The sequence below is a fragment of the Mesorhizobium sp. M8A.F.Ca.ET.165.01.1.1 genome (genome assembly GCF_004792065.1).
In the GTDB taxonomy this organism is placed as follows: Bacteria; Pseudomonadota; Alphaproteobacteria; order Rhizobiales; family Rhizobiaceae; genus Mesorhizobium.
In genome coordinates this window covers 222,663-246,685 of the sequence record NZ_SRTH01000008.1, presented here as the reverse complement: position 1 = coordinate 246,685, position 24,023 = coordinate 222,663, and the positions used below count along the sequence as shown (strand labels likewise).

The 24,023-nt window shown below is 62.6% G+C and carries 24 protein-coding genes and 1 tRNA gene; 17 read left to right on the top strand and 8 right to left on the bottom strand.

Going from position 1 to position 24,023, the window contains the following annotated elements; all coding sequences use genetic code 11:
- Positions 1 to 10 precede the first annotated feature (10 nt).
- Entirely contained in the window at positions 11 to 670 is a 660-nt protein-coding gene (locus tag EN808_RS22165; RefSeq protein ID WP_127870796.1) for a response regulator transcription factor, read from the bottom strand.
- A 121-nt stretch (positions 671 to 791) separates the two neighbouring features.
- A complete protein-coding gene (locus EN808_RS22160; RefSeq protein ID WP_135916889.1) occupies positions 792 to 1,226 on the bottom strand; it encodes a hypothetical protein in 435 nt (144 codons plus the stop codon).
- A 107-nt stretch (positions 1,227 to 1,333) separates the two neighbouring features.
- On the opposite strand from EN808_RS22160, the gene EN808_RS22155 reads away from it, so the two are divergent.
- Together EN808_RS22155 and EN808_RS22150 are read left to right on the top strand one after the other, a co-directional pair.
- Positions 1,334 to 1,684, top strand: coding sequence for a DUF952 domain-containing protein (locus EN808_RS22155; protein ID WP_135916888.1), 351 nt, complete (start codon positions 1,334 to 1,336; stop codon positions 1,682 to 1,684).
- Positions 1,681 to 2,760, top strand: a complete 1,080-nt coding sequence (locus tag EN808_RS22150; protein ID WP_135916887.1) for a quinone-dependent dihydroorotate dehydrogenase — start codon at positions 1,681 to 1,683, stop codon at positions 2,758 to 2,760. Before EN808_RS22155 ends, EN808_RS22150 begins: the two co-directional genes overlap by 4 nt.
- Here EN808_RS22150 and EN808_RS22145 read toward each other — a convergent pair.
- On the bottom strand, positions 2,753 to 4,093 hold the full coding sequence (locus tag EN808_RS22145) for an MATE family efflux transporter (RefSeq protein WP_127870792.1): 1,341 nt from the start codon (positions 4,091 to 4,093) through the stop codon (positions 2,753 to 2,755). The genes EN808_RS22150 and EN808_RS22145 overlap by 8 nt on opposite strands.
- 132 nt (positions 4,094 to 4,225) lie before the next feature.
- On the opposite strand from EN808_RS22145, the gene EN808_RS22140 reads away from it, so the two are divergent.
- Positions 4,226 to 5,128, top strand: coding sequence for a histone deacetylase (locus EN808_RS22140; RefSeq protein ID WP_135916886.1), 903 nt, complete (start codon positions 4,226 to 4,228; stop codon positions 5,126 to 5,128).
- Positions 5,129 to 5,131: 3 nt separating this feature from the next.
- Here EN808_RS22140 and EN808_RS22135 read toward each other — a convergent pair whose 3' ends face one another.
- From EN808_RS22135 to EN808_RS22125, 3 genes are all read right to left on the bottom strand, one after another.
- The gene (locus EN808_RS22135; RefSeq protein ID WP_027047739.1) at positions 5,132 to 5,395 is read right to left on the bottom strand and encodes a DUF6460 domain-containing protein; all 264 of its coding nucleotides are present in this window, start codon (positions 5,393 to 5,395) and stop codon (positions 5,132 to 5,134) included.
- Between the two features lie 96 nt (positions 5,396 to 5,491).
- On the bottom strand, positions 5,492 to 6,325 hold the full coding sequence (locus EN808_RS22130; protein ID WP_127870790.1) for a galactosyltransferase Lgt5: 834 nt from the start codon (positions 6,323 to 6,325) through the stop codon (positions 5,492 to 5,494).
- A 5-nt stretch (positions 6,326 to 6,330) separates the two neighbouring features.
- Positions 6,331 to 7,269 carry a hypothetical protein gene (locus EN808_RS22125; RefSeq protein WP_127870789.1) on the bottom strand — a complete coding sequence of 313 codons (939 nt, stop codon included), beginning with the start codon at positions 7,267 to 7,269 and terminating at the stop codon, positions 6,331 to 6,333.
- A 455-nt stretch (positions 7,270 to 7,724) separates the two neighbouring features.
- On the opposite strand from EN808_RS22125, the gene EN808_RS22120 reads away from it, so the two are divergent.
- From EN808_RS22120 to EN808_RS22075, 9 genes are all read left to right on the top strand, one after another.
- Positions 7,725 to 8,342, top strand: coding sequence for an outer membrane protein (locus EN808_RS22120; protein ID WP_127870788.1), 618 nt, complete (start codon positions 7,725 to 7,727; stop codon positions 8,340 to 8,342).
- Between the two features lie 183 nt (positions 8,343 to 8,525).
- Complete coding sequence (locus EN808_RS22115; protein ID WP_127278852.1) at positions 8,526 to 8,912, top strand: hypothetical protein; 387 nt, start codon at positions 8,526 to 8,528, stop codon at positions 8,910 to 8,912.
- A gap of 46 nt (positions 8,913 to 8,958) precedes the next feature.
- Positions 8,959 to 9,633 (top strand): response regulator transcription factor, encoded by a 675-nt coding sequence (locus EN808_RS22110; RefSeq protein WP_127870787.1) that lies wholly within the window; start codon positions 8,959 to 8,961, stop codon positions 9,631 to 9,633.
- Complete coding sequence (locus tag EN808_RS22105; protein ID WP_135916885.1) at positions 9,630 to 11,060, top strand: HAMP domain-containing sensor histidine kinase; 1,431 nt, start codon at positions 9,630 to 9,632, stop codon at positions 11,058 to 11,060. Before EN808_RS22110 ends, EN808_RS22105 begins: the two co-directional genes overlap by 4 nt.
- A gap of 159 nt (positions 11,061 to 11,219) precedes the next feature.
- Positions 11,220 to 12,203 (top strand): glycosyltransferase family 2 protein, encoded by a 984-nt coding sequence (locus EN808_RS22100; protein WP_135916898.1) that lies wholly within the window; start codon positions 11,220 to 11,222, stop codon positions 12,201 to 12,203.
- Entirely contained in the window at positions 12,196 to 12,897 is a 702-nt protein-coding gene (locus tag EN808_RS22095; RefSeq protein WP_135862041.1) for a class I SAM-dependent methyltransferase, read from the top strand. The genes EN808_RS22100 and EN808_RS22095 overlap by 8 nt, the downstream gene beginning before the upstream one ends.
- Before the next feature lie 227 nt (positions 12,898 to 13,124).
- Positions 13,125 to 14,615 carry a hypothetical protein gene (locus tag EN808_RS22085; protein ID WP_135916884.1) on the top strand — a complete coding sequence of 497 codons (1,491 nt, stop codon included), beginning with the start codon at positions 13,125 to 13,127 and terminating at the stop codon, positions 14,613 to 14,615.
- A 211-nt stretch (positions 14,616 to 14,826) separates the two neighbouring features.
- A complete protein-coding gene (locus EN808_RS22080) occupies positions 14,827 to 16,737 on the top strand; it encodes an acyltransferase family protein (RefSeq protein ID WP_135916883.1) in 1,911 nt (636 codons plus the stop codon).
- Positions 16,738 to 16,811: 74 nt separating this feature from the next.
- A tRNA-Gly gene (locus EN808_RS22075) sits at positions 16,812 to 16,885 on the top strand.
- Positions 16,886 to 17,086: 201 nt separating this feature from the next.
- On the opposite strand, the gene EN808_RS37100 is transcribed toward EN808_RS22075, so the two are convergent.
- Complete coding sequence (locus tag EN808_RS37100) at positions 17,087 to 17,569, bottom strand: Stf0 family sulfotransferase (RefSeq protein ID WP_245511999.1); 483 nt, start codon at positions 17,567 to 17,569, stop codon at positions 17,087 to 17,089.
- Positions 17,570 to 17,572: 3 nt separating this feature from the next.
- Here EN808_RS37100 and EN808_RS37095 point away from each other — a divergent pair, with 3 nt between their 5' ends.
- Both EN808_RS37095 and EN808_RS36385 read left to right on the top strand, forming a co-directional pair.
- Positions 17,573 to 17,905: a hypothetical protein gene (locus EN808_RS37095; RefSeq protein ID WP_245512003.1), complete on the top strand. Its 333-nt coding sequence runs from the start codon at positions 17,573 to 17,575 to the stop codon at positions 17,903 to 17,905.
- Positions 17,906 to 18,187: 282 nt separating this feature from the next.
- Complete coding sequence (locus EN808_RS36385) at positions 18,188 to 18,451, top strand: hypothetical protein (protein ID WP_189343536.1); 264 nt, start codon at positions 18,188 to 18,190, stop codon at positions 18,449 to 18,451.
- A gap of 86 nt (positions 18,452 to 18,537) precedes the next feature.
- Here EN808_RS36385 and EN808_RS22060 read toward each other — a convergent pair whose 3' ends face one another.
- A complete protein-coding gene (locus EN808_RS22060; RefSeq protein WP_015319281.1) occupies positions 18,538 to 19,527 on the bottom strand; it encodes a LysR family transcriptional regulator in 990 nt (329 codons plus the stop codon).
- A gap of 292 nt (positions 19,528 to 19,819) precedes the next feature.
- Here EN808_RS22060 and chvE point away from each other — a divergent pair, with 292 nt between their 5' ends.
- The 3 genes from chvE to mmsB all read left to right on the top strand — a co-directional run bounded on the left by chvE (position 19,820) and on the right by mmsB (position 23,871).
- Positions 19,820 to 20,890: a multiple monosaccharide ABC transporter substrate-binding protein gene (chvE, locus tag EN808_RS22055; protein ID WP_127275620.1), complete on the top strand. Its 1,071-nt coding sequence runs from the start codon at positions 19,820 to 19,822 to the stop codon at positions 20,888 to 20,890.
- 165 nt (positions 20,891 to 21,055) lie between these two features.
- Entirely contained in the window at positions 21,056 to 22,588 is a 1,533-nt protein-coding gene (mmsA, locus tag EN808_RS22050) for a multiple monosaccharide ABC transporter ATP-binding protein (RefSeq protein WP_135916882.1), read from the top strand.
- Complete coding sequence (gene mmsB / locus EN808_RS22045; protein ID WP_127870780.1) at positions 22,585 to 23,871, top strand: multiple monosaccharide ABC transporter permease; 1,287 nt, start codon at positions 22,585 to 22,587, stop codon at positions 23,869 to 23,871. Before mmsA ends, mmsB begins: the two co-directional genes overlap by 4 nt.
- Positions 23,872 to 24,023 lie beyond the last annotated feature (152 nt).

The following is a 24,023-nucleotide window of genomic DNA, read 5'->3' as shown; positions in this document are numbered from 1 at the left end:
ACGCCGGCGCTCAGCCCGCCGGCTGCAGGGGGTCGCTGCCGATCTTGGACAGCAGGATCACCGCCTGGGTGCGGCTGTCGACGCCGAGCTTCTGCAATATGGCCGAGACATGCGCCTTGATCGTGGCCTCGGAGACGCCGAGCTCATAGGCGATCTGCTTGTTGAGCAGGCCCTCGGCCAGCATGCCCAGCACGCGGGTCTGCTGCGGCGTCAGCGCCTGCAGCCGTTTGATCAGGTCCGATATTTCGGGATCGCGTTCGACGCCGAGATCGACGCCGACGGGTGCCGCGATATCGCCCGCAAGCACCGACTGCACCGCGCCGCGGATTTCCTCCATGCTGGCCGACTTCGAGATGAAACCGGAAGCGCCGAGATCGAGCGCGCGCCGGATGGTCGCCGGATCGTCATGCGCCGACACCACGACCAGCGGCACCGCCGGATGGATGCCGCGCAACGAGATCAGGCCGGAGAGGCCGCTGGCGCCAGGCATCGACAGGTCGAGCAGCACCAGATCGACATCTTCATTGGCCACGACCAGCGCCTTGGCACTCTCGAAATCGCCGGCCTCGTGAATGGCGGTGACATTGCCGATGCCGGCAAGCGCCTCGCGCAGGGCGCCGCGAAACAGCGGATGATCGTCGGCGATGACGAAAGAATAGCCTGACGGCAAATGTCCCTCCCCGAATCCCCGATTTACTGCTTTTTGCGGGATCAGTCGGATGATTATGAGGGGCAGCGCGCTGTTTTCAAGCGGCAAAGCCAACGCGCCGCGTTTTCCTTGTCTCTGGCGCTCAAGTCTTCTGCGAGTTGAGCTGGGCGCCGCCGCCGCTGTCCTTGTCCATATCCTTGACGATGCCCATGAAGCCCTTCAGGAAGCGCTCCATGTAGCTCATCGTCTTGTTGAAATCCTCCTCGCTCGGCAGTTTCGATTCGAGGCGGGCCGAGAGCGAATTCTCCAGCCTGGTGACGCGCTCGTCCATTGCCTTCATCGAGGTCTGCAAGCGATCGACCTCATCCTGGTAAGCGGCGCGTTCGTCGGCCGCCATCTTGCAGACGAGCTGGCCCGAACGCTCTTCGCAGATCGACATCGCGCCGGTCTGGGTATCCATGCGAATATAGCCGGTGGCCGACTTTTCCAGCCGGTAGCGGTCGGTTTCTTCCGAATAAGCTGAAGCCGCGACCAGTGAAACGAGCGCGGCGGGGATCAAGATGTGCTGCAGACGCATGTCGTCCTCCATGGCCAAAGCCTGAAATATCGCATCTTTGCGCCGGAAATGGGGAAGACCCTTGGCCTGGCCTTCCCCGCACGACTGGTTCGGATTATAGCGCAACCATGTCACAGATTATCTACAAGATAACTCCGCAAGCGCCTTGGCGCGAGGCCGAAGCCAATGGCCGCTTCACCGGAGCGCCAATCGACATCGCCGACGGCTTCATCCATTTCTCGACGGCAGAGCAGGCCGGGGAAACCGCGGCAAAGCATTTTTCTGGCCGGACCGACCTTCTGCTGGTCGCCGTCGACGGCACCAGCCTGGGTGATGCGCTGAAATACGAGGTCTCGCGCGGCGGCGCGCTGTTTCCGCATCTCTACGGCGTGCTCGACCCGAAGGCGGTGCTGTGGGTCAAGCCGCTGCCGCTCGGTGCCGACGGTAGCCACCAGTTCCCGGCCCTGGAGGGGCAATGAGCGTGCTCGACCGGATCGGCCAGAAGCTGCTGTTCACCTTCGATCCGGAAACCGCGCACGGCCTGTCGATCGCGGCATTGCGCTGCGGCCTGCCGGTCGGCGCGCGGACGGTACGCGATACAAGGCTGAAGATCAGCCTTTGCGGCCTCGATTTCCCCAATCCGCTTGGCATGGCGGCCGGCTATGACAAGAACGCCGAGGTGCCCGACGCGCTGCTTGGGCTGGGCTTCGGCTTCGCCGAGGTCGGCACCGTCACCCCGCTGCCGCAGGCCGGCAATCCGAAGCCGCGCATCTTTCGGCTGATATCGGATGAAGCCGTCATCAACCGGCTGGGCTTCAACAATGAGGGCCATGCGGCGGCCGAAAGACGCCTTGCCGCGCGCAAGGGGCGCGGCGGCATCGTCGGCGTCAACATCGGTGCCAACAAGGACAGCACCGACCGCGTCGGCGACTATGAGCGCGGCGTCGCCCGCTTCGCTCCCCATGCCAGCTATCTCACCGTCAACATTTCCTCGCCCAACACGCCAGGGCTGCGCACCATGCAGGCGCGCGAACAGCTCGGCGAGCTTTTGTCCCGCGTCATGGCCGCGCGTGCCACAGCAATCGCGCGGCCGCCGGTCTTCCTCAAGATCGCGCCGGATCTGGTCGAGGCCGAACTGGAGGATATCGCCGCCGAGGTCATCGAAAAGCGGATCGATGGCATCATCGTGTCCAACACCACGATTTCCCGGCCGGCGCTGCGCAGCGCCAATGCCGCGCGGGAGACCGGCGGGCTTTCGGGAACGCCGCTGTTCGAGCGCTCGACCATCGTGCTGGCGAAAATGCGCAAGCTCGTCGGGCCGGACATGGCCATCATCGGCGTCGGCGGCGTCAACTCCGCCGAAACCGCACTGGAAAAGATCCGCGCCGGCGCCGATCTCGTCCAGCTCTACACCGGCATGATCTATGCCGGACCGGCGCTGCCGGGCCGGATCGTCGCCGGGATGACGCGCTTTGCCGAGACAGAGAAACTCAGGTCGATGCGCGAGTTGCGCGACAGTCATGTCGATCGATGGGCGTCGAAGCCGCTCAGCTGAACGCGGTTTGTATCCGCAGCCGCAGAATTGTCAGCAGGCTCAATCCCCGCACCAGCAGGAAGACGTGCAGGGCCGCCCACAGACCGGCATTGCCGAAGGCGGGAGCCAGCGTGATCAGCGCGGCGGCAAAGACGAGAAATGACAACAGCATCATGTTGCGCATGTCGCGCGACCATGTCGCGCCAATGAAGACCCCATCCATCTGGAAGGCGAGCACGCCACTCAGCGCGGTGAACGCCGCCCACGGGAGATACACATCGGCCACCGCGCGGACCTCCTGCGATGTCGTCACGACAGCGACCAGATTGGCACCCGCCAGCAACAGCACCAATGTCGCGCCGCCGGCCAAGCCGAAGCCCCAGAACAGGGTCAGACGGACCGCCTGCCGGAAGGGTTGCGCCGCCCGCGCGCCGATGGCGCGGCCGGCGAGCTGTTCGGCGGCGGTAGCAAAACCATCGAGGAAATAGCCGGCGACAAGAAAGAAATTCATCAGCACCGCATTGGCGGCGAGCGTCACCGTGCCGAACTCAGCGCCCTGGCGGGTGAACAGCGCGAAGGCGGCAAGCAGCGAGAACGAGCGGATCATGATGTCGCGGTTGAGCGACAGCATGTGCCGGAAGGCGCCCATGTCGAGCAGGCGGTGGCGAGGTAAGGGCGGGCTGGATCGGAACCGCCGCACCACGATCGCAAGACCAAGCAGCATGGCGAGGAATTCGCCGGTGACGGTTGCCCAGGCGACGCCGGAAACGCCCCAGCCAAGTTCCAGGCCGAGCAGGAAGCAGAGCGCGATGTTGATGCCGTTGAGCACCAGTTGCAGGACAAGCCCGAGCCCGCCCTCGCCGCGGCCCAGCACGTAACCGAGGACGGCGTAGTTGATCAGCGAGAAGGGCGCGGCGAGCAGCCTGATCCTGACATAGACACCCATCGCCTCGCTGACGCGTGGTCCGGCGTCCATGAACCACTGGGCGCCAACGGCGATGAGCGGCGAAAGCGCTGCCAGCACGACACCGGCAACCACCGCGATCAGCACGGCGCGCCAGAACACCGCCTGTTCCTCGAGGGCGTCTCCACGCCCGAAGGCCTGGGCGACGAGGCCTGTGGTGCCCGAACGCAGAAAATTGAAGGTGGTGAAGACGACGTCGAAAGCCAGCGCGCCGGCCGCCAGGCCGCCAAGCAAGGCGGCATCACCGAACTGGCCGACGACAGCCGTATCGACCAGGCCGAGCAGCGGCGTCGTCAGGTAGGCGAGCGTCATCGGCACGGCGATGGCAAGCACCGAGCGGTTGGTGACGGAAAAGGCTCTGGCGTCGGCTGGGATGGCACCGTTGTCCAAAGGATTGCTGCCTTGCTGATTGCGGCTTGATCGGGGAACCGATGTGCCCCATTTTTTGGCCACCGCGCAATCGTCCTTCCGCGACGGCCAACCGAAATCCCGCTCTGGCGTGAAACCATCCGACCCCAGTCGATGCCCCTGCAGATCGTCCACCACCCCGACTACGACGCCGGCTTTGCCACCAACCATCGCTTTCCGATGAGCAAATATCCGCTGCTGATGGAGGCCTTGCGGGCACGCGGCCTGACCAGCCCAGCGGCGCTCAACACAGCCGAACCCGCGCCGGCATCATGGCTCGGGCTCGCCCATACACCGGACTATGTAGACCAGGTCATCCATTGCGCCGTGCCAGAAAGAATCGAGCGTGAGATCGGTTTTCCGGTCGGCCCGCGGGTCTCGTTGCGCGCACAGCTTGCCGCCGGCGGCACGGTGGCGGCGGCGCGGCTTGCCATGCGCCACGGCATTGCCTGCAACACCGCCGGCGGCAGCCATCATGCGCGACGCGCACAAGGCGCCGGCTTCTGCACCTTCAACGATGTCGCCGTCGCGTCGCTGGTTCTGTTCGAAGAGGGCGCCGCACACAACGTCCTGGTGGTCGACCTCGACGTGCATCAGGGCGACGGCACGGCGGACGTTCTGGGCGATGAGCCGCGCGCGTTCACCTTTTCCATGCATGGCGAGCGCAATTACCCCGTGCGCAAGATCGCCTCGGACCTCGACGTCGCGCTGCCCGACGGCACGGGCGACGCCGCCTATGTCGAAAGGCTGGCCGCGACCCTGCCGGAGCTGTCGGCGAGAGCGCGTTGGGACATCGTCTTCTACAACGCCGGCGTCGACGTCCATGCCGAGGACCGGCTCGGCAGGCTGGCACTTTCCGACAACGGCCTGCGCGCCCGCGACGAGATGGTCATCGGCCATTTTCGGGCGCTCGGCATTCCTGTCTGCGGTGTCATCGGCGGCGGCTATTCCACCGATGTGCCGGCACTTGCCGCGCGCCACGCCATCCTGTTCGAGGTCGCCTCGGGCTACGCCTGAAGGTCATTTCCGGTAGTTGGCGATCCTGAGCAGGATGAAGGCCGGCACGACGATCGCGGCGCCGAGCAGGATGTAGCCGAGGAAGCGGTCGATGGCGTGGAAGCCGAGATTCCAAAGGTCGATGAAGAACTTCTGGATACCGTAGAACACATCCATCGGCGACCAGCCGAAGGCGTTCATGACCAGGCCGACGAGAAAGGATACCACCAGCAGCTTCAGGATAACCCTGAGCGGCGAGTCGCCGAGAAAGCGCGTCAGTGCGGACAATGCCGTCTCCCGATTGAGATGCCCGGACTCATGGGCACGGCCAAGAGATACGTGCTTGGCGGCCATCCAGCAAGGCGGCACGAGCCAGGACCGTTGCTAGCGTCCGGCTGCCGTGGAAAGCCCGCAGCGCTCAAGCATCTGCCCCAGCGGCGAGCCCTGTGGAACGGTGCGGCCGATCATCCACTGGCGGAGCGTATGGTCGAACAGATGAATACACAGCGTACGCGGCGTGCCGATATCCGAAAGCGAAAGGTCCGGATCGAGCAGCATTGCGACCTGATGGTGACTAAGCGGATAGAAGACGTCGATAGGAACCGCTTGACCGATGTCACCGGTTCTGCTGGCGAAATAGGTGAGCGCCTCGGGGCCCAGCCTGCCCCAGCTATAGTTGGAAATGTGGATCGGCAGGCCGATGAATTTGCGCAACCTGTAGCGCATCAGCCTGGAGCGGTTGAGCCAGGGCACGATGTAATACGGATCTTCCGCGAATTTCAGCATCTCAAGCAGTGTCTGGCTGCCGGCCGGCAATTTCAGCACGGCGCCGTTAAGTTGGTCGCTGGACTGGTAACCAAGGATATAGTCCTGTTTCGGGATGGGCTTGAGACAAAACACGTCGCAATCGACGTACGGGCCGAGCCCTGCTTCCAGGATCTTCAAGCGGTAGAGATTGGAAAAGAGGGACGGACTTCCGTTCGACCTGTAGTAGACGATCCGCTCCCTTGGCATCAGTTTCGACGCGTCGACCGTTTCGACGCCGGGCGGAACATTGCGTGGGGTGTCGTAACAATGAAGATGCACCCGGTGGCCCGCCAGCACGAAGGAACGCAGGCACGCGGCATGCAGGTCGTCCAGGGATGCTCCGATCCAAACGGCATTGACGACAGGTTCGATGGCGCCATCCGGCGCGGCCTCCGGACGTTGCCTGTCCATGTCGATCACTTGCCCTCGATGCCCCTGACCTCTGCCGTGAAATCGCGGATGATCCTGGCGGGCGACCGAAGTTCACGCATGGCCGCCCTGTATCCGGCCGCCCGTTCCTCGAGCTCCCGCAGGGGCTGGCAGAGATCCTTCAGGAGATCGAGCCCATGACCGCCATATGGGCGAAAATACCGCCCGGCAACCGCATCCAGCGAGCCTGCCGGCACCCCGACCGGCACGCAGCCGGCATAGGCGCATTCGACATATTTCATCAGCTCGACATTGTAGCGCGTCCCGCAAAGGAAGAAGTGGCTGAATTGCGCCGCAAGACCGATGTAGCGCGCATGCGTGAAGTCATGACGGGGTGGCTTGCCATGTTCGGGATATCCCGGGTGCTTCAGGTCGAAGATGAACAGTCGCAGCCAAGGAAAGCGCGCACGCCGGCGACGCAAGGCATAGCGCACCGGGTATAATGTTCTGGAATTGCTGCCCGACAGGAAGACCCCGCGGCGACGGCCGGCCAAGGGAATCTCGACCTCCCGCGAGCTATCGTAGGGATAGGGCAAATGGACCACGCGAGAGACTTTCAGCGTCCCTACGAATGCCAGGAATGGCCCCTCGGGATCATAGGTCGTGGCATAGTGAACGCCGGGATGGTCGGCGCAATCGAAGATGAACCTGACACAGGGGTTGGTTGTCTCCGGCATGTCCGAATCGCTGACCCGGAAGAAGAGCACGGGCCTGTCGCTTGCGGGGACCGCCATGTGCTTTTTCAGCACCTCGACGTCTCCGGGCTCCAGGCGATTGTCGACGACGGCGACCTCGCAACCGCCCCGGCCGATCTGGCTGATCGGTCGGGCCTCCCATGACAACGGCTTGGCGAAGGCCGGGCCCACGCCTGGGTAGATCGCCTTGTCATATGGATGCGTGTCCGAATGGAAATAAATGACCCGCAAAAGCAAATTCCCCCGAATTGCCCTGGCACCAGCGAACCGAAGCCCCGCCCTCGAGGCCGATTGCCGTCGGATTTTGTACGCTTCGGCGCGTGAGGCGGGCAACTGGGAAGCCTGTTCATGTCAAACAAGTGATCGAGTTTCCCGGTTGCCCGAGATTCGCAATTCCTAAATATGGGTAAACAATTTCATTTTAATTTATTGAAAATAAAGCACAAAATCGTCATTTTCCAGTTTTGCGCAATGTGCGTGCAATTTTCACTTGCGAGATACCAGGCGTCTTTCAGGTGACGGACCGCGCGGCGCTCTACCCCTACCACAGCCGGTGAAAGCCGGTCCCCAGACCCGCGCAGCCATCCCTGAAAGACACCAATCGGAACTGACCGCCCCAATGGTCAGGGTCCTCAGCATTTAACCGGCGCATCGGTGCGGATGCGCGTTTGTGTTGGAGTAATGCAGTGTCCCCTCAAGCAAAGATCGTCCTGACGGCGGGTGCCCTTGCCGTCTGCCTCCTCGGGCCGGCGACGGCCGCCGACCTCTCGCCTGCCTACAATGATCCTCCTGCCTTCCAATGGAGCGGCGCCTATGTCGGCGTCCATGGCGGCACGGCATTCACGGGAATGCCGAACCCGTTCGCCGGCCGAAATGGCTTCAGCGGCGGCGTCCAGGCCGGCTATAACCAGCAGATAGGCCCGGCGGTTCTCGGCGCCGAGATCGAAGGTTCCTATCTGGGCGGTGCCGAGCACAATGTCCAGGGCGGCAAGATCAAGGAAAAATGGCGTGGCGCGGCCAAGGCGAAGGCCGGCGTGAGCTTCGACCAGACGCTGCTGTTCGGAACCGGCGGCGTGGCCATGACCAGATTCGACAAGGGCGACCGCGTGAGCAGCAGCGACGGATGGAAAGTCGGTTACCTCGTCGGCGCCGGCATCGAGCAGGGCTTCGCCGGCGGCCTCTCGGCCAAGGTCGAGTACGACTATGTCCGCACGCCCGGCGTGGAAACGACATCGGCCCTTGGCAGGTCCAAGGAGACGATCGGCAGCCATGAGCTGAAAGCCGGCATCAACTACCGGTTCTAGAAACAGCAGGTGGCCGACCTCGATCGCGCGATGGCCGCAACGGCATCGCGCGATCTTTTTGTTCTTGATGCCTGGACGCAGACATCCCGCCCGAGGCAACGAAGCATTCCATGCTTGTCGCAATGTCGATGTAATCTTCTCAATCTAGGTCGCCTGCGTGAATTTTCACCATGGGAATCAGCAATGTCCACGCATCGCCCGGGCCGACGGACGTCCAAGCTATTGTTCATTGCGATCGCGCTCGCATTGGCGGGCTGCGCCTCCGACATCATGAAGAACTATGTCGGACAACCGGTCGAATCGGTCGTTCTGGATTACGGGCCGCCAACGGCGATCGTAGACCTCGGCCAGGGAGAACGCGCCTATCAGTGGCGCCAGGTCTCGACGTCAGCGGTTTCCGGGACATCCAGCGGCGAGGTTCGCCACACAAAACACGGAACCGTCTATGAAGAGACCGAAACGCCCGGCTATATCGAGCGTCAGGAATGCTTCTACACATTTTACGCCCGCGCTTCCGGCGGCCGCTGGTTCATCACCAATTTCCGCCGGCCGAAGCTGGAATGCGAGTGAACCGCCGTGCCGCAAATTCCGCGGCCACGCGCTAAGGAGAACGCCAATGCGCGTCCTGCTGATCGAGGATGAACCGGAAATGGCCTCCGTGCTGAAGGCCGCTCTGGAGCGCCTGGACATCATCGTCGACCATGCCGCGACCTTGGCCGATGCGGAGGCGGTGGCTCGTTTGGGCCATCACGACGCCGTGGTGCTGGACCGCAGGCTGCCGGACGGCGACGGCCTCAGCCTGATCCCGCGCCTGCGCGCCTTGCATCTGGATGTGCCGGTGATCGCGCTGACGGCGATGAGCGGGCTGGAGGACCGGGTTGCCGGGCTCGATGCCGGCGCCGACGATTACATGGTCAAGCCTTTCGCCACGGTGGAACTCGTCGCGCGGCTCCACGCCTTGCACCGGCGCTCGTTCACCTCGCGCGCCAACCAGACGATGGTCGGCCGCCTCACCTATGATTTCCGCCATCGCGAGGCGCTGGTCGAGGATAACGCGCTCGATTTGCCCCGACGTGAAAGGCTGGTGCTTGAAACGCTGATCCGCCGGCCGGGCCGGACCATCATGCGCGGCGCTCTCGAGGAGGCCGTCTACGCCCTGGACGACGAGATCGGCTCGAATGCGCTCGACGCACATGTCTCGCGGCTGCGCCGCAAGCTCGACGATGTCGCCGCCGGCATCGAGATACGGGCGATCCGCAATCTCGGCTATCTCCTGCGGGCAGCCTCGTGAAGAAAGTGCGCGCACGCTCGCTGCAATGGGTCCTGGTCCGCCGGCTGATCCTGCTGCAGGCGGCGACGCTGCTCCTCTTCATCGTCCTGTGCGCGGCAGCCCTTTGGATCGCCAATCCGAGCCTGCTCATCGACAACGAGGCTGCCGTCGCGGCCGTCAAGGATGCCGTCGACCGCGACAAGGACGGCAGGCTGGTCGTCCGTGAAACGGAAGAGCTTACCGCGTTCCGCCAGAGCTTCCCCAATGTCTGGTACATCGTTCGCGACGATAGCGGGCAGAGCGTCCGTTCCGGCACGATCCCGGATGTCTACACCAAGGACTTCGGCGGCCTGCTCGGCGAGGCAGACCACGCCACGATCGGATTCTCCGACAAGGACATGCGGCCGGAAGCCTATATCGAAAACGCTTCGACCAAAGCCGGCGCGGTACGGATCATCGCCGCGACGCAGTCGTCGCGCCAGGAGACCGACGGGCTCGAGATCAACATTTCGGCCACGGTGGAGGTCGCCCGGTATCCGGACGGCAGCAGGAACTGGGAACGCGCGCTGCCGGCGCTGGCGCTCGTCATCGCGATCCTGCTGTTGCCCATCATCCTCGTCATGGGCGCCACCACACTGGTGACGACGCCGGCCGTGGTCCGCCGCTCCTTTGCCGGCCTTGTCGAAACCGTCCGCCAGGCGGCGCGCATCGATATCGGCACCCGTGCGATGCAGCTGCCGGTCAAGCACGTGCCGCAGGAAATCGCGCCGCTGGTGCATGCCTTCAACGAGGCTCTGGCGCGCCTCGCGCAGGGGTACGACCGGCACAACCGTTTCCTCACCGACGCGGCGCACGAACTGCGCACGCCGATCGCCATCCTTCGCACACGCGCCGAGTTGCTGCGGCAGGAGCCGCAAAGCACGCGGCTGCTGCATGATATCGAGCGCCTGTCGCATCTCGCACAGCAACTGCTCGATCATCAATTGCTCGACCGCCCATCCGACCAGCGCGAGATCGTCGATCTCGACGATCTTGTCAGCCGGGTGGCGGCCGACTTCGCGCCGCTCGCCATCGAGGCCGGCTACGACCTTGCCTTCGAGCCGTCGCCCGACAAGACACGCGTCGAAGTCAACGTGCTGCAGATCGAGCGGGCGCTCGCCAACCTCGTGCGCAACGCCATCGAGCATGGCGGCGGCGGCGGTACCATCACGATTGCGATCGACCGGACGGGTGGCATCGAGGTGCGCGACGAAGGCCCGGGCATTCCCGTGGAAGAGCGCGAGAATGTGTTCGAGCCCTTCTATCGCCTGCAGCCGCAATCGCGCGGGGCCGGGCTGGGACTGAATCTCGCCCGGCAGATCGCGCTGCTGCATGAGGGAACCATCCGTATCCTGGCGGGCTCATGGCGCGGTGCCCGCATCCGCATGGAACTGCCGGTTCGTTCGTGACCCGGCCGTTGACGGCGCCGAACGCATATCGGCCAGCCAGCCAGTGGCCACGCCGGCTCCTGACTTATCTGTTTTCTAACCAATTGCTGCTATTGTCATCTCCACAGTGGGAGCCAGGCTTTGGCGGGAACGGGAAAAATCGGCGCGCACCGCGCACCCATGTTGTCGGTCGTCGTGCCTTGCTACAATGAACGCGCCGGCGTGGCCGAGCTTCATCGACGCGTCGGCGCGGTATGCCTCGAGCAAAGCCTCCCCTACGAGATCGTGCTCGTCATCGACGGGGCGACCGACGGCACCCGCGAGGCCATTTTCGACCTGGCCGAAAAGGACGACCATGTGGTCGCCATCGACCTTGCACGCAACTACGGCCACCAGATCGCCTTGAGCGCCGGGCTGGAGTTCTGCCGCGGCCAGCGCATTCTCATTCTCGACGCCGATCTCCAGGATCCGCCCGAACTGCTGGGGGCGATGATGGCGAAGATGGATGAGGGCTTCGACGTCGTCTACGGCCAAAGGGTGAAACGGGAGGGCGAGAGCTGGTTCAAGCTGGCCTCCGCCTCGATGTTCTACCGCCTGCTCGGCAGGATGGTCGATGTCGAGATCGCGCCGGACTCCGGAGATTTCCGGCTGATGAGCCGCCGTGCGCTCGACCATCTGATTGCAATGCCCGAACGCTACAGGTTCATTCGCGGCATGGTGAGCTGGATCGGGCTGAAGCAGGTCGCCTTCCCTTATGAACGGCACCGGCGCTTTGCCGGCACCACCCACTATCCGCTGAAGAAGATGGTTCTTCTGGCGATCGACGCAATGACCAGCTTTTCGATCGTGCCTTTGCGCTTTGCCTCGCTGCTGGGGATGATGTTCGGCCTGCTCGGCCTGGTCGTGCTCAGCTATACGCTGTTCGAATGGTCTCGCGGCAATGTGCTGCCCGGCTGGACGAGCCTTGCCGCGATCATGCTTATCCTGGGCAGCGTACAGCTTCTGGTGCTGGGCATCTTCGGCGAGTATCTCGGCCGCATGTACATGGAAACGAAGCGGCGGCCGCTCTATTTCGTCAACGAGATCGTTTCGCGCAGCGAGCCAGCCCAGGGTCTGCCCGCGCATCGTCTGCAGGAGATGGCGAAGAGAGCCGCCCGTGCTTGAGGCCGAATTCGACCAGTTTGCGCGCGAGTACCAAGAGCAGCATGCCGCGAGCATAAGGCTTAGTGGCGAGACGCCGGACTTCTTCGCGAAATACAAGATCGACGACGTCGCGGCGACACTGAGACGGGCCGGCGTGAAACCCAGGCGCATCCTCGACTTCGGTGCCGGCGTCGGCAATTCGCTCGGCCATATGCGCGCAGCGTTTCCCGACAGCGAGATCGTCCTGCTCGATCCTTCGCGGGAATCGCTCGACATCGCCAGCAAGCGCTTCCCCGATCAGGCCGCGTTCACGCATTTCGACGGCCAGACAATCCCCTTCGCCGACCATAGCTTCGACCTTGTCTTCGCGGCTTGCGTTTTCCATCACATCCCCGAAAACCTTCAGATCGGATTGTTCGCCGAGATCGGCAGGGTGCTGGCCAATGGCGGCAGTTTCTTTGTCTTCGAGCACAATCCGTGGAATCCTTTGACCACCCACGCGGTAAGGAATTGCGCCTTCGACGAGAATGCGGTCCTGATAAGCTCGCCAGAGATACGCAGGCGAATGGCCGCGGCGGGTTTTTCCGGCACTCGGATCGTCTATCGGATTTTCTTTCCCAGACCGCTTGCAAGGCTGCGGCCGTTCGAGCGTTTCCTGACCAAGATACCTGTTGGAGCCCAATATTTTGCGCATGTGGTCAAGCCGCTCGTTTGACTGTCCGGGGATGCTGTTATCCGACGCCGTCGGCCTGTTGAGCACGACGCTGGGATATGCGGTCATTCCAGCCGGGCTGGAGCTCTCATCGAAAACCGTTTGTCCATCTGGCGGGAAACCGGCTGTTCGCCGCCGTTTTTCATTCCGGCTAAGCCCGTTTCGTTCTCCGCCGGCGGCGCGGATGCCCCGGTTGACAAGAATAGAGGCAAAATGGCCCGGAGCGCGACATGAACCAGGCTGAGGCAATCGTTCCGACCACGTCGCGGCTCGAGGATGCACAGCGCATCAGGCTGATATTCTGCCTGTTTGCCGCCTCCATTGCAGCTGCTGGATTGGCCCCATTCGCGGGTGCGACCCTCAAGGACCCCGACAGCTGGTGGCACGTGAAAGTCGGGCTGGATTTCCTGGCAAACCGGGCATTTCCAACGGTCGATCCCTATTCCTACACTTTTGCCGGGCATCCGTGGATCGCAAAGGAATGGCTGGGGCAGGTCTTTCTGAGCCTTGCCTACCGTAGCGGCGGATGGACTGGTGTCGCCACGCTGATCATCGCCGCGATAGGGCTGACAGTCTCCGTGACGGCATGGTTCCTCAGCGCGTGGCTGAAGCCGGTACTGGCGGTAGCGCTGACGTTCATCCTGGCCATCCTGATCGCACCTGTCTATACGGCGCGTCCCCACATCTTCACCTTGCCGATCATCGTCACCTGGACGGCGGTGTTGTTTCGTGCATCGGCGGAGGAGAAGGCCCCGCCGTGGTGGCTCCTCGCGCTGGTTGTGCTCTGGGCCAACCTGCACGCTACCTTCACCTTGAGCTTCGTCATCGCCGCCTTCGCCGGTCTCGATCTCGTGGCGCGCACCGGCCTGTCGAAACCCGCTCTTTTGACGAAGTGGGTTGCGTTTGGCCTGCTCTGTCCGCTGGTCAGCCTGATCCATCCCTATGGTGTGCAAGCCATTCTGGCCACGTTCACCGTCGCCCATGGCAATGAAGCAGTACCGCTGATCCTGGAGTGGCGGCCGTTCAATGTCCAGGAACAGGATCTCCAGGAAGCCGCTATACTAGTGGCGCTTTTCGGGCTTATAACGTCACGGCTGCGGATCGGCTGGGCCAAGGCGTTGTTCGTCGTCTTCACCTTGCATGTCTACCTGTCGCACCAGCGCTTCGTCTATCTGTTCTTCCTGCTTGTTCCTGTGGTGGTGGCGGTCGAAGTCGCGCGCCAGTACCCCTCTTTGTCAGCCGGCGCCTGGCTGAGCGAAAAGCGTGACGTACTGGAAAAGTTCTTCGCCAGCCGGTTCCATCTGCTCTGCGGCGCGACGGCCGTGTTGCTGGTCGGCGCGGTCCTTGCGCTCAACAACGCCTACCAAGTCGCAGCGAGCCCGAAGACATCGGCCAGCGGCGCCCTTGCGTTCGCCAGCGCTCACCACCTGTCCGGCAACGTGATGAACTCCTACAATTTCGGCGGCACGCTGATTTTCCACGGCATCAAGACCTATATCGACGGCAGGACGGACCAACTGTTCCAGGACGGGTTCACGAAAACGGATGAGGCGACGGGTCAAACCGGCGGCAAACCGCTGCTCGAGGCCCAGTTGAAGAAATACGCCATCGGCTGGGCACTGCTTACAGCCGATGACACCCGCATCCCCTTCTTCGATGAACTGGGCTGGAAGCGGGCCTATGCCGACGACTACGCCGTGATCTACCTGCCCGGCGCCTGATTCATCCCGTTCCGGCAAATCGGCGTCGCCAGCGTTCGAAGCCTGGCATTCGTCTTGACATGTATGTTGCAGTGCAGCAAAGTTGTGCTGCAGAGCACATTCCGTGGGACCCACGAGCCACGATTTTTCGCACGACCGGGGATTGCCGTATGAGGAGCATTTCAGGCTCCGCCGCACGACCATCGCCGGCCACGGCATACGGACCGGTCGAATGAATTACAGGCGTGATATCGATGGCCTGCGGGCCGTTGCGGTGCTGCCCGTCGTGCTCTTCCATTTCGGCGTGTCCGCCATTCCCGGTGGCTTCACCGGCGTCGACATCTTCTTCGTCATATCGGGCTATCTGATCAGCGGCAGCCTGCTCGATGATCTCGAGCGCGGCCAATTCTCGATCGGACGCTTCTACTGGCGTCGCGCACGGCGCATCCTGCCGGCGCTGACCTTCGTCATCCTGCTTGCAAGCATTGCGGCCTGGTTCATCCTGCTGCCGTCGGACCTGCACGAATTCAGCCTCAGCGTGATCGCGGCCTCGACCTTCTGGTCGAACATCTATTTCTGGAAGACGACGAACTATTTTTCGATCGACGCCGAATTGCGGCCGCTGCTGCACACATGGTCGCTTTCGGTCGAGGAGCAGTATTACATCTTCGCGCCGATCCTTGTGTATCTGATCTACCGGTATGCCTCGAAGCGCTGGCTGACGATCCTTCTGCCGATCGCCATCGGCAGTTTTGCCCTGGCGGTCATGGCGACCACGCTGGCGCCGACCGCTGGCTTCTACCTCCTGCCGACACGGATCTGGGAACTGGCGCTGGGCGCCATGCTGATGCTGAAAAGGCCGCCGCCACTAGCCAGCCGGCCGGCAACTGAACTGGTCGGCCTGGCCGGCTTTGCCCTGCTTGCATTCGGCTTCCTGACGATTTCGGAGAGCGATCCGTTTCCTGGCTACAACGCCCTGTTTCCCTGCATCGGAACCGCCCTGCTCATCTATGCGGGCCAGAATCACCCCGACCGGCCCGTGCCTGTCGCCACGCGCGTGCTTCAATTCTCTCCGATGGTCTGGGTCGGCCTCATCTCCTATTCGCTCTACCTTGTTCACTGGCCGATCAATTCCTTCGTCCACTATCTCTCGCTGAAAGCCATCTCGGTGCCGACGATCGTCGCGATGACGGTGGCGAGCTTCGCCCTGGCGACCTTCTCGTGGAAATATGTCGAGCAGCCTTTCCGGCGGAAGCGACCCTTTACCGCCCCGCTGCCGATCTTCGCCTTTTCGGCGACGGCGATTGTCCTGCTGTGCGTCGGCGGTCTGGCCGGCGTGCTCGGCAACGGCTTTCCGCAGCGGTTCCCTGATTTCTCGACGCAACGCATCCTGGTGGGTGACTGGCGCAACGGCGTCTGCTTCAACGAAGGCGGGAATCGGATCGAGGATTGGAACCTTGCCGACTGCACGCGCACGCACGGCTTTCCCACCAATGTGCTGTTGTGGGGCGATTCCTTCGCGGCTCACTATGTTTCGGGCCTGGAGGCCAACGCGCAGAAAATCGAGGCCAACGTCATCCAATATACCTATGCCGGCTGCCCACCCAACCTGTCCTATTTTTCCTATGCCCGGCCGGCCTGCACCCGCTTCAACGAACGGGCGCTGTCGATCATCCGCGATGCCAATATCCAGGCGGTGATCCTGAGCGGACGATGGACGGATTACCAGGCAAGGGGCTTCGACGGATTGCAAACGACGATCGACCGGCTGCGCGACATGGGTGTCAAGGTCTATGTCATCGGCCAGTCTCCGGAGTTCATCGCCGACGTCCAGAAGATCGCTTTCTTTGCAAAACACGAGGGCGCCGTGAACACATCCTGGCCGATGGCCATGGATCCCGACATCAACAAGCAGGTGCAGCCCTTCGCCAAAGGCGCGACCTTCATCGATCCGCTTACCTATCTGTGCGACGCCACCGGCTGTTCCTATGCGGATGCCACCAGCAAGCAGTTTCTCTATTTCGACTATGGCCATTTCTCTTCCGCCGGCGCGACGCTGGCTATCTCGAAATACTGGCCGAGCTTCGCCGCCGGCGGCGAAGTCGCAAAGGTCAGGGAGCAGGCGCCGACCGTCACCAGGTGAGTTGGCGAAGCCCGCGTCGTGACACCGCTTTGCGATTGCCCGAAGCCATGCCGTCATGATAACGAGGCTGCAGCGCGGGTATGATGTAATGGTAGCCTGTCAGCTTCCCAAGCTGAACGCGCGGGTTCGATTCCCGCTACCCGCTCCAGCCTGAAACCGAAAAGTCGGTTGCTGATCCGGCCCACGCAGGAACCTGTCCACCCGAGCCGATTCAGCATTTCACGGAATCGCTGACCCGCTCTAACTCTTTGTTTTCACGCAATTCCCAAGGGGAAGCGCTACGCGCTTCTCCCGGGAAAACCGCTATGCACTTTTCCTGGAATTGCCCTTGGCGAGACTAAAGAGGCATTCAGGCCTGGCCGGTTCGCATCTGCTTCTTGAGGAGGAACCGGGCGAGGTTGCTGATATTCCGCGGTGCCACCTTCCTGGGCAGATGCGCCAGTAGGTCTTCCGATTTGACGTCGTTGCGGAACCGCTCGGCCCAATCTTCGGTGAGGTCGTCCCGCTGCAGGCGCAAATTCGTCTCGAACTCTCCGTCCGGCATTTCCATCGACAATTGCCGAGCCACCGACGCGACGTACGGACGAGGATCGTCCAACAGATCCTCATAGAAAAAGTGATCGTAATGCAGATCGGCCAGCCGCAGATATGCCTCCCAGAAGGCATAGCTCTGCTCGATCAGAAAATAGGCCTGGCAGATGCCGGCGAAGTCGTATTGCGGAACCAGGTCCGCGCCGTCCATCGTGCTTCTCCAATGGCCTGACGCCTTCGCCCGGCAATAGGAAATCGCCTGGCGAAGACGGTCCCGCCGCTCCAGCAGGACCAAACCCATGGCATGGCGCCGGCCGCATTCCGCCAGGAAGTCGGCTCCATATTTGGCCTGCGACCAGTGAAGGTGCCGTGGAAACAGCTTGACGGCGAACGTGCCGTTCGCGGTCCCGCCGCGATCGATCACGGCGGACAGCAGGTCATCGAAGGATTTCGGCTTGCACCCGAGATTGGTCGTGTCGAGCCACTCGGCGGAGTTGCCGAACAATCCCGTGCTGTTTGTGAGACTGCCAAGCCATTCGGAACCGCTACGGGCTTCGGTAAGTATCGCCACGCCTTTCATGCGTGCGGATTGCCCGCGGCCTGTCCGACCTCGATTGCAGAAAGCCGTTCTTCCTGATCGCCCCTCGACATGTCAAAGCTCCGCTTAAACAGCGCCTCAACGAACAAAGGCTCATATGGTTCCGTAGATTCGACCTCACGCCAAGGCAAAATGCAGGCCATACACGTTACACTGGTCGATCAACGCCGTACGCGCAAAGGCCGGCCACGTTGTGGTGGTCGGCCTTTGCGTCAACCGCAGAAGCGATTACAGCCAGACGCGCTCGCGCCAGCAGCGGACGCGGCGGCGGCCGTGGCGCCAGTAGCTGCGGCAAACCCGTCTCCAGCCGCGGCGGCGTCCATGGCGGCGACGCCAGTAGTCATCGTGGTAATCGTGGCCATGGTGGCCGCTGCGATGGGAGACCTGCTCCAGCGCGACTTCGTCGTCCCCTTCGAAGACAGCCGGATCTGGCTTGTCCAGCTCATCAAGAATTCCGGTGCCCTGGGGAATACCGGCAACCGCGCGGCCGGGTCCGGCCACGCTTGCAAATGCCACTGCCCCCGCAACGCCAAGCATTCCAGTAAGAAACTTCCGACGTTCCATAAAAACCTCTCGAGTTGTTGACCATCGACACCTCGTTCCCTCGCCCGAAACAGGCTCCAGCGCGCATGCCGATCGCTTCTGAACGCGCGGTGTCGGTTCTCGTTCCGTCACCCTACTTCGCGCAGGATGAAATCATGCAGCATCTTGGCCGCCGGCGAGAGCACGCGATTCCGGACCGTGATCAGGCTGTAGGGCCTGACCTCGATGTCGAACTCGGTCTGGACGACATCGATGGCGCCGGCAAGCCCGTCCGGATTCTGGATGAACTTCGCCACCTGCACCGAGACCGGTGCGATGGCATCGGATTGTGCAACCATGACCAGCGTGAGCAGCAGCGAGCTGGTGTTCAAGATCCGGTCCGGCAGCGCGATGTTGCGGTTCAGGAAATTGCTTTCCATCGCCTGGCGCAAGGGCGAACCGCCCGATTGGAAGACCCAGTCATAGGCGGCGGTGTCTTCCAGCCTGACCACATTGCCCCCGGCGAGCGGGTGGCCGCGGCGCACGATCAGGCAGGCTTTCTCGACGCCGATCACACGGGATTCGAACAGCCGCGGATTGAGGTCGTCGGGAATGCGGGCGATGATGAAGTCGTGGCGCGAGGCGATCAGCTCGCGGGCGAGCACGTTCGACGTCTCGACCTGCATGGTGATCTCGATGCGCGGGTAGATGCGGCGGATCTCGCGAATCGCCGGTACGGCCAATTCGATCGCCGGCGCGGTCACGGCACCGAGGAACACCGAGCCGCCCTTGCCGGCCTTGAGCTCGGCAATCTCGCGGTCGGCTTCGCGCATCTCGAGCAGGATCGACCGGGCCCGCCTGGCGAGCGCCTGGCCGTAGGGGGTAAGGGTCACGCCGCGCGGCAGCCGTTCGCACAGCTTTACGTCAAGCACCGCCTCCATCTCGGCGATCATGCGCGAGGCGGCCGGCTGGGAGATGTTCATGACCTGGGCCGCCGCGCTCACCCGTCCGTGATCGTCGAGGGCGGCGATCATGCGCATGTGGCGCAAGCTCAAGCCACTGCGCAGGAGTGTCTCCCCATCTCCCGGGAGCTTCTCGTAACTTACTGGAATAGCATCGGGATCGCGCAATGCCGCCATGATCTTCCAGCCTTTCCGCCGGTTTCTTTCCGCATGCTAGATCATACCGGTTTCGGTATAGCAACCACCAAAGATCGCATTTGACAGTTATGGCAAAGGGACCCACCCTTCGCGCGCTCCGAGATGCAAGGGTCGGTAACGAACAAAATCGTATCGATTGAAACTGTGTCGCGGAGCCGATTGGGAGGATACCGGAGATCGATAAAGCCGACAGCGGCGCCTTTGCGCTCCTGTCTGGCTGCGCGGCCCGCGAAGCCCCGAGGTGTCGCGTCCATCAACCAGGGAGAGTAACGTGAAAATCATCAAGACGCTGGCCGCCGTCGCGGCCCTTGGCATCGCTGCCATGAGCTATCAGGCGCACGCGGCCGACAAGGGTCTTGTCGGCGTGCTGATGCCGACCAAGACCTCGCAGCGCTGGATCAATGACGGCGACGCCGTCAAATCCCAGCTCGAGGCGCTCGGCTACACTGTCGACCTGCAGTATGCGCAGGACGACATCCCCAACCAGCTCAGCCAGCTGGAAAACGAAATCACCAAGGGCCCGAAGGCGCTGATCATCGCCTCGATCGACGGCACCACCCTGTCGGATGCGCTGCAGAAGGCGAACGACGCAGGCGTCGTCGTGGTCGCCTATGACCGCCTGATCAAGAAGACCGCCAATGTCGACTACTACACCACTTTCGACAATTTCGGCGTCGGCGTGATCCAGGCGAATTCGCTGGTCAAGGGCCTCAAGGAGCGCTTCCCGAACACCAAGCCGTGGAACGTCGAACTGTTCGGCGGCTCGCCCGACGACAACAACGCCTTCTTCTTCTACAACGGTGCTATCTCCGTCCTGCAGCCATTGATTGACGACGGCTCGATCAAGATCAAGTCCGGCCAGACCGGCATGGACAAAGTCGGCACGCTGCGCTGGCTCGCCGCCACCGCCCAGGCTCGCATGGACAACCTCCTGTCGGCCAACTACTCGGACGGCAGCCGCGTCGACGGCGTCCTGTCGCCCTATGACGGCCTGTCGCGCGGCATCACCGCCTCGCTGCGCGCCGTCGGCTACGGCACGGACGCACAGCCCTGGCCGATCGTGACCGGTCAGGATGCCGAGACCGCCTCGGTCAAGCTGATCATCTCGGGCGAGCAGTACTCGACCGTGTTCAAGGACACCCGCGAACTGGCCAAGGCCACTGTGCAGCTGGTCGACAAGGTGCTCTCGGGCGGCAAGCCGGAAGGCCTCGATGAAAAGACCTACAACAACGACGTCAAGGTGGTTCCCTCGATCCTGCTGACGCCGCATGAGGTCGACAAGTCGAACTACCAGGCGATGGTCGTCGATTCCGGCTACATCAAGGCCGAAGACCTGAAGTAATCCCGGTTATAAAATCAGGGGTCCTGCGCAACGCAGGGCCCCTTTTCGTTCACAAGCGACCCCGGTATTGTTTCTGCCGGCCTAGAGCAATTCCAGGAAAAGTGCGCGGCGGTTTTCCGTCAGGAATTGCGTAAAAACAAGAAAGTCTAGGAGGAGCTTGCCCTGATGACCTCGACGATTTTGGAGATGCGCGACATCACCAAGACGTTCCCCGGCGTGAAGGCGCTGTCGAACGTCAACCTCAGCGTGGAGGAAGGTGAGATCCACGCCGTTGTCGGCGAGAACGGCGCCGGCAAGTCGACGCTGATGAAGGTGCTGTCGGGCGTCTATCCCTCCGGCACCTATGACGGCCAGATCATTTTTCAGGGCCAGGAATGCCAATTCAAGGGCATCCATGACAGCGAACACAAGGGCATCGTCATCATCCACCAGGAGCTTGCGCTGGTGCCGATGCTGTCGATCGCCGAAAACATCTTCCTCGGCAACGAGCACGCCAGATACGGCGTCATCGACTGGAACGCCAACGAGGCGCGCACCAGCGCCCTGTTGAAGAAGGTGGGCCTCAAGGAGGACCCAAAGACCCTGATCACCAATATCGGCGTCGGCAAGCAGCAGTTGGTCGAGATCGCCAAGGCGCTGAGCAAGGAAGTCAAGCTGCTGATCCTCGACGAGCCGACCGCATCGCTCAGCGAAAAGGACAGCCAGGCGCTGCTCGACCTGCTGCTCGAATTCAAGCGGCAAGGCATGACCTCGATCCTGATCTCGCACAAGCTCAACGAGGTGAACCGGGTCGCCGACAAGGTTACCGTGATCCGCGACGGGCGTACCATCGAGACGCTGGCCAAGAAGGATATTTCGGAGGACCGCATCATCACCTCCATGGTCGGCCGCTCGCTCGACGACCGCTATCCGCCGCGCGAGCCTGACATCGGCGAGGTCGTGTTCGAAGTGAAGAACTGGTCGGTCTATCACCCGATCCATGCCGAGCGGCAGGTGATCAAGGGCATCGACCTCAACGTGCGCAAGGGCGAGGTGGTCGGCATTGCCGGGCTGATGGGCGCCGGCCGCACCGAATTCGCCATGAGCCTGTTCGGCCGCTCCTATGGGCGCCGCATCACCGGCGAAGTGCTGCTCAAGGGCAAGGCGGTCGACGTCTCCTCGGTGAGCAAGGCGGTCCAACACGGGATCGCCTATGTGACCGAGGACCGCAAGACCTACGGTCTCAACCTCATCGATCATATCAAGCACAACATAACGCTGGCCAATCTGGGCGGCGTCTCGCGCCACAGTGTGATCGACGACATCCGCGAGCTCGCCGTTGCCAACGACTATCGAAAGAAAACCAACATCCGTGCATCGAGCGTCTATCAGATGACCGGCAATCTTTCGGGCGGCAACCAGCAGAAGGTGGTGTTGTCGAAATGGCTGTTCGCCGACCCGGAAGTTCTGATCCTCGACGAGCCGACGCGCGGCATCGATGTCGGCGCCAAGTACGAAATCTACACGATCATTGCGCGCCTCGCCGCTGAAGGTAAGGCGATCCTGGTCATCTCGTCGGAAATGCCGGAATTGCTCGGCATCACCGACCGAATCTATGTCATGAACGAAGGGCGCATCGTGGGCGAAATGCCCGCGGCGGACGCGAGCCAGGAAAAAATAATGCGGGCCATCGTTCGTGGAGAAGGAAAAGCAGCATGAGCACCGACAGCGCCCCCGCCCCGCAAGGCAACATCGCCGAAGAACAACGTCCACGCATCGCCGTCTCGGCGCTGACGACGAACCTGCGCGAATATGGTCTGATTATCGCGCTGATCGTCATCATGCTGTTCTTCCAGTTCACCACGTCGGGAACGCTGTTCAAGCCAGTCAACCTCAGCAACCTGGTGCAGCAGAACTCGTTCATCATCGTGATGGCGCTGGGCATGCTACTGGTCATCGTTTCCGGCTATATCGACCTCAGCGTCGGATCGGTCGCCGGTTTCATCGGCGCGCTGGCGGCGAACATGATGGTCATCTGGCAGCTCGGACCGCTCAGCAATCCGCTGGTGGTCTCGATCGTCTGCCTGATCGTGGGCGGCCTGATCGGCGCGGCGCAAGGCTATTGGATCGCCTATCACCGGATACCGAGCTTCATCGTGACGCTGGCGGGCATGCTGATCTTCCGCGGCATCTGCCAGGCGTTGCTGGGCGGCGGCTCCTCGGTGGGTCCGCTTCCGGACGGCTTCAAGGCACTCAGCTCCGGCTTCATCCCTGATGTGATCGGCCCGCTGACGCTGGTTGCGCCGACGGTGAACGCGGCCGGCAAGACCATTTTGGGCAGCGGCCTGACGCTGCACATGACGACGGTCGTGCTGGGGCTGATCGCCGTGCTGGCCTATGCCTATTTCGGGGTGAGGACACGGCGCAAGCGCGAGCGCCACGGCTATGAGGCCGAGCCCTTCCCCCTGTTCGTCATCAAGACGCTGGTTGCCAGCGCGCTGGCGCTGTTCCTGGTCTATGAATTCGCCAGCTACAGGGGCCTGCCGGTGGTGCTGCTCGTCATGGGCGTGCTGATCTCGCTGTTCGTCTTCGTTACCAAGCGCATGACCATCGGCCGCCGCATCTACGCGATGGGCGGCAACCCCAAGGCAGCGCAATTGTCGGGCATCAACACCGAGCGGCTGACGCTTCTGGTGTTCATCAATATGGGCGTGCTGTCGGCGCTCGGCGGCCTGATCATCGCCGCGCGTCTCGGCCAGGCCGTGCCGGCCGCGGGCCTCGGCAGCGAGCTCGACGTGATCGCGGCCGTCTTCATCGGCGGCGCCTCGGCGATGGGCGGCGTCGGCCAGGTGATCGGCGCGGTGGTCGGCGGCTTCATCATGGGCGTGATGAACAACGGCATGTCGATCATGGGCGTCAACGTCGACTGGCAGCAGGTAGTCAAGGGACTGGTGTTGCTCGGAGCCGTCATCTTCGACGTCTACAACAAGAACAAGGCTTAAGGGCTGGAGGCGAGGACTAGGAGGCATACGGGTTCTAGATCGCGAAGCTGCCGGCAGCCCGTCGGCACCAAGAAGTCCGGGGAAGGACCAGGCTCGCGAACGCAATCCGGACGAAGCGTTTCAACCGTGGCGCGTTTCCGCGCCGCGCCGGT